The sequence below is a fragment of the Tautonia plasticadhaerens genome, assembly GCF_007752535.1.
Taxonomy (GTDB): domain Bacteria; phylum Planctomycetota; class Planctomycetia; order Isosphaerales; family Isosphaeraceae; genus Tautonia; species Tautonia plasticadhaerens.
Window position 1 is genome coordinate 264,338 of record NZ_CP036427.1, and the last position, 13,840, is coordinate 278,177.

Genomic DNA, 13,840 nt, shown 5'->3' on the forward strand with positions numbered 1-13,840 from the left:
CGGTCGGGTCGAGAAGGGCTGTCGGCGTGTCCGGGGGCTCGGTCTTGGCCGAGGCCTCCCCTACCCTGCTCACCAGGCATCCACCACGTCGATCCGCCCGCCGCCGGCCCCCGGCGTCTCGGGCGGAAGCCCGGCCGCGCACACATTCCTCAATCGGGGATCGAATCATGAAGCGGATTGTGTTCATTACAGCACCCGTCCTGGCGGCGATGATCGCCCTCGGCCTCGGCGTGGCCGTCGCCCGGCCCTCCTGGCTTCCCCCCTGGGCCCGCATCGACCCGGGGCGGCTCCCCGCCTGGGCGCGGATCGGGGCCGAGGTCCCGGCGACGGCCGAAGCCTTCGACTACGGGCTGTATTGCAAGGAACACGGCGTGCCGGAGAAGTTCTGCACCCTCTGCCATCCCGAGCTGGAGGAGACCTTGCTGCTCTGCCCCGAGCACGGCGGCATCCCCGAGGACATCTGCACCCTCTGCCATCCCGAGGTGGAGGAGAAGTACGACATCGTCATCTGCCCCGAGCACGGGCTGCCGGAGCACTTCTGCGTCCGGTGCGGCGACGTCCCCGACGCCTCGGCCGCCCTGCCCGATGACGGCTGGTGCGTCACCCACAACACGCCCGAGGCCCTCTGCGCCGACTGCCTGCTCGCCCCCGAGGCGCTCGCCACCGGGGCCGGCCCACGGGTCTGCCGCCAGCCGCTGCCGGACGTACGGCTCGACTCCGAGGATCTGGCGGAGCGGATCGGCCTGAGGGCCGTGCCGGTGGGCGAGGAACGCCACGCCCACCACGCCGAGGCCAACGCCGAGACCGCCTACGACGGCAACCGCCACGCCGAGATCTATCCCCGCGTCGCCGGCTTCCTCCACGAGATCCGCGTCGACCTCGGCGACGAGGTCCGCCCCGGCGACGTCCTGGCCGTGGTCGACTCGGCCGAGGTCAGCGGCGCCAAGTCTCGCCTCATCTCGGCCCGGGCGGCCCTCGACCTGGCCCGGGTGGAATACGAGCGGACCCGGACCCTGGCCGAGCGTAACGCCGTCGCCTCGAAGCAGGTCCTGGAGGCGATGACCGCCCAGAACCAGGCCGAGGCCGCCGCCCTGGACGCCGCGCAGACGCTCCGCAACCTCGGCTTCAGCGACGAGGATCTGGGGCGGATCGAGGCGGAGAAGGACACCTCCAGCACGCTGGAGGTCGTCTCGCCGATCGGCGGCTCGGTCATCTTCCGCCACGCCGTGCTGGGCGAGGCCGTCCAGCCGACGACCAAGCTCTTCGGCGTGGCCGACAAGCGGGCGATGTGGCTCTGGATCGACGTCTATGAGCATGACATCGACCGGGTGGTGGTCGGCCAGAGGGTGACCTTCTCGGCATCGGGGGCACGCCTGAGGGCCGATGCCCCCTCCCATTCGGGGACCGTCACCTGGGTGGGCTCGGAGGTCGACGAGACGACCCGCACCACCCGGGTCCGTGCCGAGCTGGAGGATCCCGGCGGTCGGCTCCGCGCGAACGTCTTCGGCCGGGCCCGGATCCGGGTCGAGCCGGAGCACGACGCCCTGGTCATCCCCAAGGACGCCCTGCAACGGCACGAGCGGGCCGACCTGGTCTTCCTCCCGCTCGGGGCCGGGCGCTTCCGCCCGCAGCGGGTCGTGACCCGGCCCACCGACGCCCCCGGACTCGTCGAGGTCGCCTGGGGCCTGGAGCCGGGCCAGGAGGTGGTCACCGACGCCGCCTTCCTGCTCAAGACCGAGATCATGAAGGGCGCCATCGGCGCCGGCTGCTGCGAGTGATCGCCCCGGCGATGGAGGAGCCCCCATGCTCGGTGCGCTCATCGAGTCCAGCCTGAAGAACCGGTTCGTCATCCTGCTGATGGCGGGAATGCTCGTCGTCGTCGGCGTCCGCTCGTCCCTCGAGCTGCCGCTGGACGCCTTCCCCGACACCACGCCGGTCCAGGTGCAGATCAACACGACCTCCCCGGAGCTGGCCCCGGAGGAGGTGGAGCGGCTGATCACCTTCCCGGTCGAGTACGCCATCGGCGGGCTGGAGGGCCTGAAGGAGGTCCGCTCGGTCTCCAAGTTCGGCTTCTCGCAGGTCGTGGCGATCTTCTCCGACGAGACCGACATCTACTTCGCCCGCCAGCAGGTCAACGAGCGGCTCGGCGAGGTCGAGCTGCCCGAGGGGATCGCCCGGCCGGCGATGGGCCCGGTCGCCACGGGGTTGGGCGAGATCTACCACTACCTGCTGCGAAGCGAGGACCCGCGGATCGGTTTGACCGAGTTGCGGACGCTGCAGGACTGGGTCATCCGCCCCCGCCTGCGACGGGTGCCGGGCGTGGCCGAGGTCAACGCCTGGGGCGGCTTCGTCAAGCAGTTCGAGGTCCGGGCCGACCCGGATCTGCTGGCCAAGTACGGGCTGACGCTCGACGACGTCATCGCGGCCCTGCGCTCCAACAACCAGAACGCCGGCGGCGGCTACGTCGTCCGCTCCGGCCAGGCGAGCCTCGTGCAGGGGGTGGGCCGGACGACGACGGTCGAGGAGATCGCCGACGTCGTCGTCGCCGCCGAGGACGGCGTGCCGGTCCGGGCGAGAGACCTCGGGGAGATCGCCATCGGCCACGTCATCCGCCGGGGCGGCGTCACCGCCGGGGGCGAGGGCGAGGCGGTGCTCGGCCTGGCCTTCATGCGCATGGGAGAGAACTCGCGCGAGGTGACCCACGCCCTCGACGCGGCGATGGCCGAGATCGAGCAGGCCCTGCCGCCGGGGGTCGAGGTCGAGGTGCTCTACCGGGCGGACCGAGCTGGTCGACCAGGTCCTGCATACCGTCCGCGACAACCTCACGCACGGGGCGGTCCTGGTCATCGCCGTGCTCTTCGCCTTCCTGGGCAACGTCCGCGCCGGCCTGATCGTCGCCAGCGCCATCCCGCTGTCGATGCTCTTCGCCGTGACGATGATGCAGGAGATCGGCATCGCCGGCAGCCTGCTGTCGCTCGGCGCCATCGACTTCGGCCTGGTGGTGGACAGCTCGGTGGTCATGGTCGAGAACTGCGTCCGCCGCCTCGGCCACGACCGCTCCAGCCGGAGCAAGCTGGAGGTCGTCCGCGATGCCGCCGTCGAGGTCCGGCGGCCGACGATGTTCGGCGAGCTGATCATCATGATCGTGTACCTGCCGATCCTGACCCTCCAGGGAACCGAGGGGAAGCTGTTCCGGCCGATGGCCCTGACCGTCATTTTCGCCCTGCTCGGCTCGCTGGTGCTGTCGCTGACGCTGATGCCCGTGCTCGCCTCGCTCGGCCTCTCCCGGCGGACGCGCGAGAAGCAGACCCGGGTCGATCGGCTGGCGCACTGGATCTTCCAGCCGGTGCTGCGTCGGGCACTGAACCACCCGGTCCTCACGCTGGCCTTCGTCGGCTCGGTGACCGTGGCGACGACGATCCTCGGCCTGACCCTCGGCTCGGAGTTCGTCCCCCGGCTCTACGAGGGCTCGGTCGTCATCAACACGGTCCGCCTGGCGGGCGTCGACCTGGACGAGTCGCTCCGCTACGGCACGCACATCGAGCGCATCCTCCAGGAGAGTTCCCCGACGAGATCGAGGACATCTGGAGCCGCACCGGCACCGCCGAGGTCGCCACCGACCCGATGGGCCTGGAGCTGACCGACGTCTTCATCACCCTCACGCCGCGCGAGCAATGGACGCGTGCCGAGACTCAGGAGGAGCTAGTCGACCTGATGGCCCGGGAGACCGAAGTCCTGCCGGGATGCGGGCGATCTACACGCAGCCGATCGAAATGCGGATCAACGAGATGATCGCCGGCATCCGCGCCGACCTGGGCAAGCTCTTCGGCCCCGACCTCGACGTGCTCAAGGCGAAGGCCGCGGAGATCCAGCGGGTCATCGAGCAGGTCCCCGGGGCCGCCGACGTGACGACCGAGCAGGTCACCGGGCTTCCGGTGCTCCGGGTGGAGGTCGACCGGGCGGCGCTGGCCCGCCACGGCGTGTCGGCCGAGCAGGTGCTCGACGCGGGTCCGGGCGACCGGCGGCCTGCAGGTCGGCGAGGTGCTGGAGCCCGACCGCCGCTTCCCGCTGGCGATCCGACTCCCCGAGAAGTACCGAGACGACCCGGCGGCCCTGGACCGCATCCTGATCCCCACGGCCTCCGGCCAGCGGCTGCCGCTGACCCAGCTCGCCGGCTGGAGGAGGTCGAGGGCCCCTCGACGATCAACCGCGAGTGGGGCCTGCGGCGGATCATCGTCCAGGCGAACATCCGCGGCCGCGACCTCGGTTCCTTCGTCGATGAGGCCCGGGGGCGGATCGCCCGCGAGGTCGAGCTGCCGCCCGGCTACTCGGTCGAGTTCGGTGGCCAGTACGAGAATTTGATCCGGGCCGAGCGGCGGCTGTACCTGGTGGTGCCGCTCGCGCTGGGGCTGATCCTCAGCCTGCTGTACCTGTCGTTCGGCTCGGTGCGCGACGCCCTGATGATCTTCACCGGCGTGCTGTTCGCGAGGGCCGGTGGCGTGCTGGGGCTCTGGATCATGGACTTGCCGTTCACCATCTCGGCGGGGATCGGATTCGTCGCCCTGGCCGGCGTCTCCATGCTCGACGGACTGGTCCTGGTCAGCTACATCCGCGACCGCATGGCCCAAGGCGTGCCAAAGCGCCAGGCGATCGAGCAGGCCCGAGAGGCGCGGCTCCGGCCGGTCCTGATGACCAGCACGGTGGCGGCGATTGGGTTCGTGCCGATGATGCTCTCGACCGGGATCGGGGCCGAGGTCCAGCGGCCGCTGGCGACGGTGGTCGTCTTCGGCATCATCAGCGACACGCTGCTGACGATGCTGGCCCTGCCGGTGTTGTACCTGCTCTTCGGCAAGGGCCCCGTGCCCGACGGCTCGGGCCAGGGGAGCGACGACGACCCCAGGGGAGAGCAGCCGCAGCCCGAACCCGAACCCGAGGGCGGCCCCGAGCGTCGCATCCGGGCGACCCTCGAGCCGGGACCGTTGGCCGATCCACCGATGATTCCGCCTCGCTGACGCCGCCCCACTCATCGGGCCTGGCCGCGATGGGGGGGCGTCGTCAATCCGAAGGGGTCCCATCATGCGAGGGGATCGCCCCTGAACACTTGCCCCCGGCGGTCCTCCCCCGGCCCGGCGTCGCCGGTCGGTGATCCCGGTGCACGAGCATGGGAGTTGGCACCCTCCGGGGCCTGTCCCGCCTCCCAATCGGATGTTCAAGAAATCTCATGGCGGGAGAGTTTCTGGCGGAGCGTCGACCGATGGATCCCGAGCAATCGGGCGGCCCGGGCGCGATTGCCGTTGCAGGCCGCAGGGCGGCGAGGAGGAGGGGCGGCTCGGCCCGGTCGAGGAACCGATCGTAGAGGTCGGGGTCGCTGGGTCCGTCCCGGAGTCGGGCCGCCTCCCGGCTCGCCCAGGCGGCGAGCGGCGGGCCGAAGTCGTCCGGGGAGACGGTCGACGACGGGGCCGGGCCGGACGGGGGCGGGGCAGGTGGTCGGAGCGGATCGCCTGACCCCGGGCGACGATGGCGGCGCGCTCGACCGCGTTGCGAAGCTCCCGGACGTTGCCGGGCCAGGGGCGGGCTCGGAGGGCCTCAGCGCATCAGGATCGAGGCGAAGCCCGGCGGCATCGGGGACCCGGGAGCGCCGGAGGAAGTGCTCGGCCAGGGCGGGGACGTCCTCGGCCCGGTCTCGGAGCGGTGGCAGGTGGATCGGGAAGACGCTCAGTCGGAAGAACAGGTCGTGCCGGAACTGGCCGGAGGACATCAGATCCCCGAGCGGCCGGTTCGTCGCCGCGACGATCCGGAGGTCGGCCGGGGGCGGGCATCGCCGACGGGGGTGACCTCGTGGTGCTCCAGGGTGCGCAGCAACTTCACCTGGAGCGCCGGGGGACGTCGCCGATCTCGTCGAGCAGGACCGTGCCGCGGAGGCGAGTTCGAGCAGGCCCTTTCGGTCGTGGTCGGCGCCGGTGAACGACCCCTTGAGGTGGCCGAACAGCTCCCGCTCGACCAGGCTCGGGCTCAACGCCGCGAGGCAGATGGGGAGGAACGGCCCGGGACGCCGGGGGCTGTGCCGGTGGATGGCCCGGGCGACCAGTTCCTTGCCGGTGCCGCTCTCCCCGGTGATCAGCACCGGCACGTCGGTCGGCGCGACGAGGGCAATCTGCTTGAAGAGGTCCTGCATCGCCGGCGAGTTGCCGATGAGGGCGTCGTCGCCGGCGTCGAGCGGCGGGGCCGGGCCCCGGGACCCGGGAGGCCGGACCTCCAGGGCCCGGGAGAGGACGGCGGCGGCCTGGTCGAGGTCGAATGGCTTGACCAGGTAGTCGAAGGCCCCCCCCTCCATCGCCCGGACGGCGGTGTCGAGGCTGCCGAAGGCGGTGATGACCACGATCGGCGCCGGGCCGACCCGGGCCCGGAACGCGCCCAGGGCGGAGAGCCCGTCCGTCCCCGGCAGGCGGACGTCGAGCACGACGGCGTCGACCGGACCGGCCTCGGCCAGCCGGAGGCCCTCCTCGGCCGAGGAGGCGACGGCGACCTCGTGCCGTCGTCGCCGAGGAACTCGCGGAAGGCGAAGCAGATGCTCGCCTCGTCGTCGACGACCAGGATCCGGCTCATGCGGCCTCCGGGGGGGGCTCGGGAGCGGGAGCGGGGGAGCGGGGGAGCGTCAGGCGGAACCGGGTCTCGCCCCCGAGGCGATCCCAGCGGAGCGAGCCGCCGTTGCGTTCGGCCACGTGCCGGGCAAGGGCGAGGCCGAGCCCCACCCCTCGGGCTTGCCGGTGGAGAAGGGCTCGAACAGGGAGTCGGCCAGCTCGGGGGGGGGCCCGGCCGGTGTCGGCCACCTCGATCGCGGCCGTCTCCGGGCCGTCGACCAGCTCCATCCTCACGGAACCGCCCGCCCCCGCGGCCTCGATCGCGTTCAACGCCAGGTTCAACGAGGCGGCGCGGAGCCCGGACTCCTCGGCCGTCACCCCGACCGGCCCGGGGCCGCCACGGACGTCGATCGCCACCCTCGCGTGCTCGCCCGCCGGCCCGACGAGCAGGGCGACCTCCCGGAGGATCCGGGAGAGGTCGCACGACGAGGCGGGCCGCCCCTCAGCCCGGCCGAGCGAGAGGAGCCCTTGACCTGCTCCTCGGTCATGGCGAGCTGCCGGAGCGCGATCTCCAGGGTCCGGTCCCCGGGGGGGAGGGGCCCTCCTGACGTGCAATTGAATGCTCATTCTCGCCCCGGTGATCGAGTTCCTCAGCTGGTGTGCCAGCCCCGCGGCGAGCTGGGACAGGAGCCGGGTCGCTCCGACTGCCGGATCGTCCGGCTCATGTCGGCGAGCTGCGCGCACATCGCGTTGACCGACCGGACGAGGTCGGCGACCTCGTCGCGGTCGGGGCCCGCGTCGAGGGCCTCGAACTCGCCCGAGGCGATGGGGCAACCTGACGCTCGATCCCCCGGATCCGCCGGCTGATCCGACCGGCCACCCAGCCCGAGACCGCCACCATCATCGCCAGGGCCGCCGCGCCGAGGACCAGGGAGGCATCGCGGCCTCCCGCCTCGCCTGCCTCCAGTTCGTCTCGGGATAGAGCACCAGGATCGCCTCCGAACCCGGCCGGGAAGGCCGGGGCAGCGGCATCGCGACGTAGCGGACCCCGCCGAGGAGCACCGTCGGCGAGGAGGCGATCGAGTCGGGCCGCCGCCCCCGGGACGGCCCGGAGCGCCGGACTTACGCCGTCGACGCCCCCAGGCAGGCTCGTGGCCGAGGGGATCCGTCGGGCGAGAAGGCGACGAACTCGGCTCCAGAGAGGCCCCGCATCCGCGAGAGGACCCCCGCCGTCATCGGGAAGTTCGACCGGCCGAGGACCCGACCACGCCGTCGAGCCGGTCGATGATCTGGCGCCCGGTCCTCCTGGCGGCGAGGCTGGCGGTGGTCAGCGCGATGGCGCCGACGGCCGCAACCTGGATCAGGATCAGGGGGATCAGGATCTGATTTCGGATCGACCGCAACACGCAATCGTCCTCGAACCTGGCGGGGTAGGCCGGTGGATGATCCGCCCGAGGCCGAGAGGATCTCGCCCTCCGGATCGTGACGGGCCGGGAGGGGAGGGACTCAAGGCGTCCCCGAGCCCCATTCTACGCCCGACGCCGATCACGGGCACGGCCGTTGCCATGGTCCTGGCGCCCCTACCCCGCCTCGCTCCCCTTCGTGGAGTCCCGGCTCGACGACCCGCCGCCCCGGATTCATTCTGATCGAGCTGCTGGTGGTCATCGCCACCATCGGCATTTCGATCGCCCTTCCGCCGCCCGTCGCCCAGGAGACCGGCCCCGCCTCCCGGCCGGGTCGTCCCGGCCGGGGGCGGGGGGGGTCGGCGATGGTGCCCCCTGGGACCTCCAACGCCCTGGGGATATCCTGCCCGGGACGCCACGCCTCCCGAGCCTCGACGGAGCCCCTCCATGATCGCCCGACGCCCGTTCGCGTCCCTCGCGGTGCTGCTGATCGCCCTGCCGGGCCCCTCCCCGATGACCCGCCCCGCCCGGGACGACCCGGGACGGTTCCTGCTCCTCTCCGACATCCACTTCGACCCGTTCTTCGACGGGACCCTGTTCCATCGCCTGGCGGCCGAGCCGATCGAGCGATGGGCGCAAATTCTGGCCGGATCCCGGCCCGCCGGGTTCAACCCGAGGGGCACCGACAGCAACTTCGCCCTGCTCTCCGCCGCCCTCGACGACGCCCGACGTCGGTGCCCCGACCCCGACTTCGTCCTCTATCCCGGCGACTTCCTCGCCCACCGCTGGCAGCACCGGTACGACGCCCTCGCCCCCCGGTCGCACCTCGACGACCCGGCCTCCTATCGTATCTTCACCGGGAAGGTGGTCCGCTTCCTCGCCGCCGAGTTCCGCTCCCGATACCCGGCCACGCCGGTCCTGCCCACCCTGGGCAACGACGACTCGTATTGCGGCGACTACCGGATCGAGCCCGAGGGCCCCTTCCTGTCGATGTTCGCCGACGCCTGGGGGCCGCTCCTCGGGCCGGAGGGGGGGCGGGGGAGCTTCCCCGAGACGTTCCCGACCGGCGGGTACTACGAGATGCCGCTGCCCGAGGCGGCCGGGCATCGCCTGGTGGTGCTCAACAGCGTCCCCTTCTCGGTGAATTACGACAACGCGTGCGGGGATCGGACGCAGACCCCCGCCCTGGATCAGCTCGACTGGCTTGCCGGGGCACTCGGCCGCGCCGAGGAGGCCGGGGAGGACGTCTGGCTGCTGATGCACGTCCCGCCGGGGATCAACGCCTTCAACTCGGTCGATCCCGTCCGCCGGGGAGGCCCGCCGGTGTCGTTCTGGCAGTCGGAGCTGACGGGCCGGTTCCTGGGGCTCGTCCGGAAGCACCGGGGGACGCTCCGCGTCGCCTTCGCCGGGCACACGCACATGGACGACTTCAGGGTCCTCCCCGCGGGCGACGAGCCCGCCCTGCTCTGCAAGATCGCCCCCGCGATCAGCCCGATCTTCCGCAACAACCCGGGGTATCAGGTTTATTCATACGATCGAGTCTCCGGCACGCTGCGGGACTACCGCACCGCATACCTCACCGACCTGGACGAGGGCGGTCCCGGCCCCGGCCGCTGGGCCCCGGAATACCGGTTCGGGGACGCCTACGGGCTCCCCGGGCCGGATGCGGCCTCGGTCGCCGAGCTGGCGACCCGGATGGGCTCGGACGCGTCGGTCCGGGAGGCGTACTCGACCTATTACGGCGTCTCGTCGCCCCCGGAGTTCACCGGAGACCAGTTCGACATCTACCGATGTGCGATCTCGAACATCACGCCGGGCGACTTCCTCCGCTGCCTCACCGGCTCCGAGACGCCGGGACGCCCCCCCGCCCTGCCCGACCGGTCTCGGTCGCCCCGACCGGCCGGATCGCCCGCGCCCTGAGGGGACGCCGGCGGCTTGATCCCCGGGAGGCCGTCCGGGAGGATGGTCGCCCCGGGGGGCCGGGATCGGGCCCCCTCCCATCCGATCGAGTCGAGGAGACGCCATGAGACGACGACCATCGGCGGCCGGATCGCTCGCCCTGTCGCTGGCGATCGCCTGGGGCTCGGCCGCCCCCGCCTCCCAGGGCCGCCCGCCGAACGTGGTGCTGATCGTGGCCGACGACCTCGGCTACGCCGAACTCGGGTGCTTCGGGCAGAAGCTCATCCGGACGCCGGTCCTAAACCGGCTCGCCTCGGAGGGGATGCGGCTAACCTCCTTCTACAGCGGCAGCCCCGTCTGCGCGCCGTCACGATGCACCCTGATGACCGGCAAGCATACCGGCCATTCGTACATCCGCAACAACGGCAACCCACCAGGCCGGGTACGCGACGACGAACGCGGCCTCTTCCCCGGGCAGAACCCGATCCCGGATGATGAAGTGACGCTCGCCGAACTGTTCAAGCGACTCGGGTACGCCACCGGGGCGATCGGCAAGTGGGGGCTCGGGTTCGAGGGGTCGACCGGCGACCCGAACCGCCAGGGGTTCGACCGCTTCTTCGGCTACCTCTGCCAGGCCCACGCCCACAACCACTACCCCCGATACCTCTGGAGGGACGGCCGGCAAGTGCCCCTGCCCGGCAACGACCGGGGGCAGACCGGGGCCATCCACGCCCAGGAGGAGTTCTCCGAGGAGGCACTCCGGTTCGTCAGGGAGCACCGGGACGGCCCCTTCTTCCTGTACCTGCCGTTCACGATCCCTCACGTCTCGATCCAGGCGCCGGAGCAGTGGATCGCCCGGTATCGCGGGACCCTCGGCGATGACCCGGGATGGATCAATGAGAACCCACTCGGTTACACGTCGCACCCGACGCCGCACGCCGGGTACGCGGCGATGGTCAGCTACCTCGACCACGAGATCGGCCGGCTCCTCGGCGAGATCGACGCGCTCGGCCTGGGGGGCGACACGATCGTCTTCTTCTCCTCGGACAACGGCCCGACGCACGGCCGGGTCGGCGGCGCCGACAGCCGATACTTCGACTCCGCCGGGCCATTCCGGGGGCTCAAGGGGGACGTGTACGAGGGGGGCCTCCGCGTCCCGACCATCGCCCGGTGGCCGGGCCGCATCCCGGGAGGCACCGCCAGCGACGCGGTCGGCTACTTCCCCGACGTGATGCCGACGCTGCTGGACCTGGCCGGTGCTCCGGACCTCGTCCCCGAGGACATCGACGGCCTGAGCCTCGCCCCCACGTTGCTCGGCCGTCCCGAGGAGCAGGAGCGGCACGAGTACCTCTACTGGGAATTCCCCGGCTATGGCGGCCAGCAGGCCGTCCGCCTCGGCGACTGGAAGGGAGTCCGGACCGACCTGATCCGCCGGGGGGACGCGGGCACCGAGCTGTACAACCTCGCCTCCGACCCCACCGAGTTGCACGACGTCTCCGGGGAGCACCCCGAGATCCTCGGCCGGATCGAGCGGATCATGGCCGAGGCCCGGGAGCCGTCTCCCCTCTTCCCGATCCCGGTCCTCGACGCCCCGGACGATCGCCAGTGACAGGGGCAGTGCTCGCCGATCGGCATCGACCTCCCCGGTGAACTCGAGCACGACACCCGGCCCTCCCCGAGCGAGCCGCCCCCCACGACGCCGAGGCGGCCCGAAGGGGCGGGGTGCGAGACCCGCCCTCTCCGCTTTGCCCGGGGGCCGACTCTCCGTAGGATGGTGCGGGTCCGGGCCCCGGATCCCATCCTCCGACCGCGACCGGCCCGAAGGAGGACGGCCGAACCCGACCCGGCCGGTCCCCTGCCTCCAACGACGAAGGACGACCCGATGTACGCCGGACCGATCACCCTGCTCGTCTCGATGGCGATGGCGATGGCGATGGCGTCGACGCCGGCTCCGGTCGGCGACGAGCCCGACGTCGCGTCCCCCCTGACCCTCCCCGGCGCGTTCACCCCGGGCATCGAGGGCCCCTGCTGCGGCCCGGACGGCTCCATCTTCGCCGTCAACTATGCCGAGCAGGGGACGATCGGCCGGGTCTCGCCCGACGGCACGGGGGAAGTCTTCGTCCGGCTGCCCGGCGAAGGCGTCGGCAATGGCATCGTCCTCGACTCGCTCGGGCGGCTGCTCGTGGCCGATTACGTCTCGCACAAGGTCCTCCGGGTCGACCCCGACACGAGGGCCGTCGAGATCCTCGCCCACGAGCCCCGGATGAACCAGCCGAACGACCTGGCCATCGCCCCCGACGACACCCTCTACGCCAGCGACCCGAAGTGGGCCGACGGGACCGGCCAGGTCTGGAAGGTCTCCCCCTCGGGCGTCGTCGAGCTGGTCGCCCCCGCCATGGGCACGACCAACGGCATCGAGGTCAGCCCCGGGGGGGACTGGCTCTACGTCAACGAATCGGTCCAGCGAAACATCTGGAAGTTCCCGATCAACCCCGATGGCTCCCTCGGCGAGAAGCGAAGGCTCGCGACCTTCCCCGACTTCGGCTTCGACGGGATGCGTTGCGACGTCGACGGCAACCTCTACGTCACCCGGCACGGAAAGGGGACCGTCGTCGTCCTCTCCCCCGAGGGCGAGGTCCTCCGTGAGGTCGACGTCCTGGGGAAATTCCCGACGAACCTCTGCTTCGGCGGCCCCGACGGGAAGACCGTCTACGTCACCGAGGTCGAGCACGCCCGGCTCGTCTCCTTCCGGGCCGAGACCCCGGGGCTCTCCTGGGGCCGCCTCCAGGGGGATTGAGCCGACCATACCGATCGGCGCGTGCACTCCCATCCCGAACGAGGAGGATCAACGCATGAGTCCGCAGCAGAAGGCCGAGGCACTCGGGATCACGTTCACCAAGCAGGACCAGGGCTACCTGGCGATGGTCGTCCGGACCGGGAACCTGCTGATTACCTCCGGGCACGTCAGCGACCTGAAGGGGAAACTCGGCGAAGGCCTGACGGTCGACCAGGGGAAGGCGGCCGCCCGGGAGTGCGCCGAGAAGATCCTCAACTCCGTCTGGAATTTCCGGGGCACCCTCGACGGCCTCCGGGTGCTCAAGCTCCTGGGATGCGTGAGTTCGTCCCCGGACTTCACCGAACAGCACCTCGTCGTGAACGGGTGCAGCGACCTCCTGCACGAGATCTTCGGCAAGGACGGCGACGGCTACCACGCCCGAAGCGCCCTGGGATTCGCGCAGCTGCCGACCGGGGTGGCCGTCGAGGTCGAGGCGATCTTCGAGATCAAGGGGTGAGGACCCCCGGCCCGGGCGACGACGCCCGGGCCGGGGCCTCGGGGACGGACCAGCCCGGCTCGGCGTCGATCGCGTCGAGCAGGGGCCGGGCATCGCTCGGTCCCTCCCGTCCCGGACTCCCTCGATCGGGGGAGGGGCCGAGCACGGCCGGGCCGAGGCGGGCGTCGGCCGGGAGGGGACGTCGGTCCTCGGCACCGCCATCCCGAGGCCCCGCCGGAGGGAGCCGTCGGCCCCGACCCGCAGGCCGGGTGCCGCCGTCGATGACCCCGGCCGCCGTCGCCGGACGATCCGCCGAATCGGTGTCGAGGTGACGAGGCCGGAGGGGAGGACCGGACGCCCCGGGATCCGACCCTGGGGGGACGCATATCCGACCCTGGGGGGACGAATTGAATCCGACCCTGGGGGGACGCGCATCCGACCAACCGGGGACGACGATCCGACACCCGGGGGACGCGCATCCGACCAACCGGGGACGACGATCCGACACCCGGGGGACGCGCATCCGACACCCGGGGGACGAAAAATTCCGTAAGTCCTTTGAAACGAATGGGATCGTGTGGCATAACCTCTTAACCTCCGGAGAACCTCTCGGATCCAACCAACAACTCCGGGAGTCGGGGAGGTCGGTCGTTGTTGCTCATCGGACGGATCGGATGAGGGGACC

The 13,840-nt window shown here is 71.6% G+C and carries 8 protein-coding genes and 2 pseudogenes; 6 read left to right on the forward strand and 4 right to left on the reverse strand.

What is annotated here, in order from left to right; genetic code table 11:
• The first annotated feature begins 167 nt into the window (after positions 1-167).
• Together ElP_RS35515 and ElP_RS35520 are read left to right on the forward strand one after the other, a co-directional pair.
• Complete coding sequence (locus ElP_RS35515) at positions 168-1,778, forward strand: efflux RND transporter periplasmic adaptor subunit (protein WP_145279568.1); 1,611 nt, start codon at positions 168-170, stop codon at positions 1,776-1,778.
• Between the two features lie 25 nt (positions 1,779-1,803).
• A pseudogene (locus tag ElP_RS35520) lies at positions 1,804-5,012 on the forward strand (efflux RND transporter permease subunit).
• A gap of 197 nt (positions 5,013-5,209) precedes the next feature.
• On the opposite strand, the gene ElP_RS35525 reads toward ElP_RS35520, so the two are convergent.
• The 4 genes and pseudogenes from ElP_RS35525 to ElP_RS39115 all read right to left on the reverse strand — a co-directional run bounded on the left by ElP_RS35525 (position 5,210) and on the right by ElP_RS39115 (position 7,984).
• Positions 5,210-6,334: a sigma-54-dependent transcriptional regulator gene (locus ElP_RS35525; RefSeq protein ID WP_315852685.1), complete on the reverse strand. Its 1,125-nt coding sequence runs from the start codon at positions 6,332-6,334 to the stop codon at positions 5,210-5,212.
• 6 nt (positions 6,335-6,340) lie between these two features.
• A pseudogene (locus ElP_RS40325) lies at positions 6,341-6,568 on the reverse strand (response regulator); the annotation flags it as partial.
• 34 nt (positions 6,569-6,602) lie between these two features.
• On the reverse strand, positions 6,603-6,998 hold the full coding sequence (locus tag ElP_RS35530) for a sensor histidine kinase (RefSeq protein ID WP_197447164.1): 396 nt from the start codon (positions 6,996-6,998) through the stop codon (positions 6,603-6,605).
• A gap of 815 nt (positions 6,999-7,813) precedes the next feature.
• A complete protein-coding gene (locus ElP_RS39115) occupies positions 7,814-7,984 on the reverse strand; it encodes a hypothetical protein (RefSeq protein ID WP_197447165.1) in 171 nt (56 codons plus the stop codon).
• Between the two features lie 447 nt (positions 7,985-8,431).
• Between ElP_RS39115 and ElP_RS35535 the strand changes: the two genes are divergently transcribed.
• The 4 genes from ElP_RS35535 to ElP_RS35550 all read left to right on the forward strand — a co-directional run bounded on the left by ElP_RS35535 (position 8,432) and on the right by ElP_RS35550 (position 13,176).
• On the forward strand, positions 8,432-9,904 hold the full coding sequence (locus tag ElP_RS35535; protein ID WP_145279570.1) for a metallophosphoesterase: 1,473 nt from the start codon (positions 8,432-8,434) through the stop codon (positions 9,902-9,904).
• Between the two features lie 103 nt (positions 9,905-10,007).
• The gene (locus tag ElP_RS35540; protein ID WP_145279571.1) at positions 10,008-11,492 is read left to right on the forward strand and encodes an arylsulfatase; all 1,485 of its coding nucleotides are present in this window, start codon (positions 10,008-10,010) and stop codon (positions 11,490-11,492) included.
• Between the two features lie 273 nt (positions 11,493-11,765).
• Entirely contained in the window at positions 11,766-12,680 is a 915-nt protein-coding gene (locus tag ElP_RS35545) for an SMP-30/gluconolactonase/LRE family protein (RefSeq protein ID WP_231749906.1), read from the forward strand.
• 55 nt (positions 12,681-12,735) lie between these two features.
• Positions 12,736-13,176, forward strand: a complete 441-nt coding sequence (locus ElP_RS35550) for a RidA family protein (protein WP_145279572.1) — start codon at positions 12,736-12,738, stop codon at positions 13,174-13,176.
• Positions 13,177-13,840 lie beyond the last annotated feature (664 nt).

Excerpts from the sequence above, each read along its gene's own strand:
- ElP_RS35515 (WP_145279568.1), top strand. The coding sequence starts at position 168 with ATGAAGCGGATTGTGTTCATTACAGCACCCGTCCTGGCGGCGATGATC.
- ElP_RS35525 (WP_315852685.1), bottom strand. The coding sequence starts at position 6,334 with ATGGAGGGGGGGGCCTTCGACTACCTGGTCAAGCCATTCGACCTCGAC.
- ElP_RS35535 (WP_145279570.1), top strand. The coding sequence starts at position 8,432 with ATGATCGCCCGACGCCCGTTCGCGTCCCTCGCGGTGCTGCTGATCGCC.
- ElP_RS35540 (WP_145279571.1), top strand. The coding sequence starts at position 10,008 with ATGAGACGACGACCATCGGCGGCCGGATCGCTCGCCCTGTCGCTGGCG.
- ElP_RS35545 (WP_231749906.1), top strand. The coding sequence starts at position 11,766 with ATGTACGCCGGACCGATCACCCTGCTCGTCTCGATGGCGATGGCGATG.
- ElP_RS35550 (WP_145279572.1), top strand. The coding sequence starts at position 12,736 with ATGAGTCCGCAGCAGAAGGCCGAGGCACTCGGGATCACGTTCACCAAG.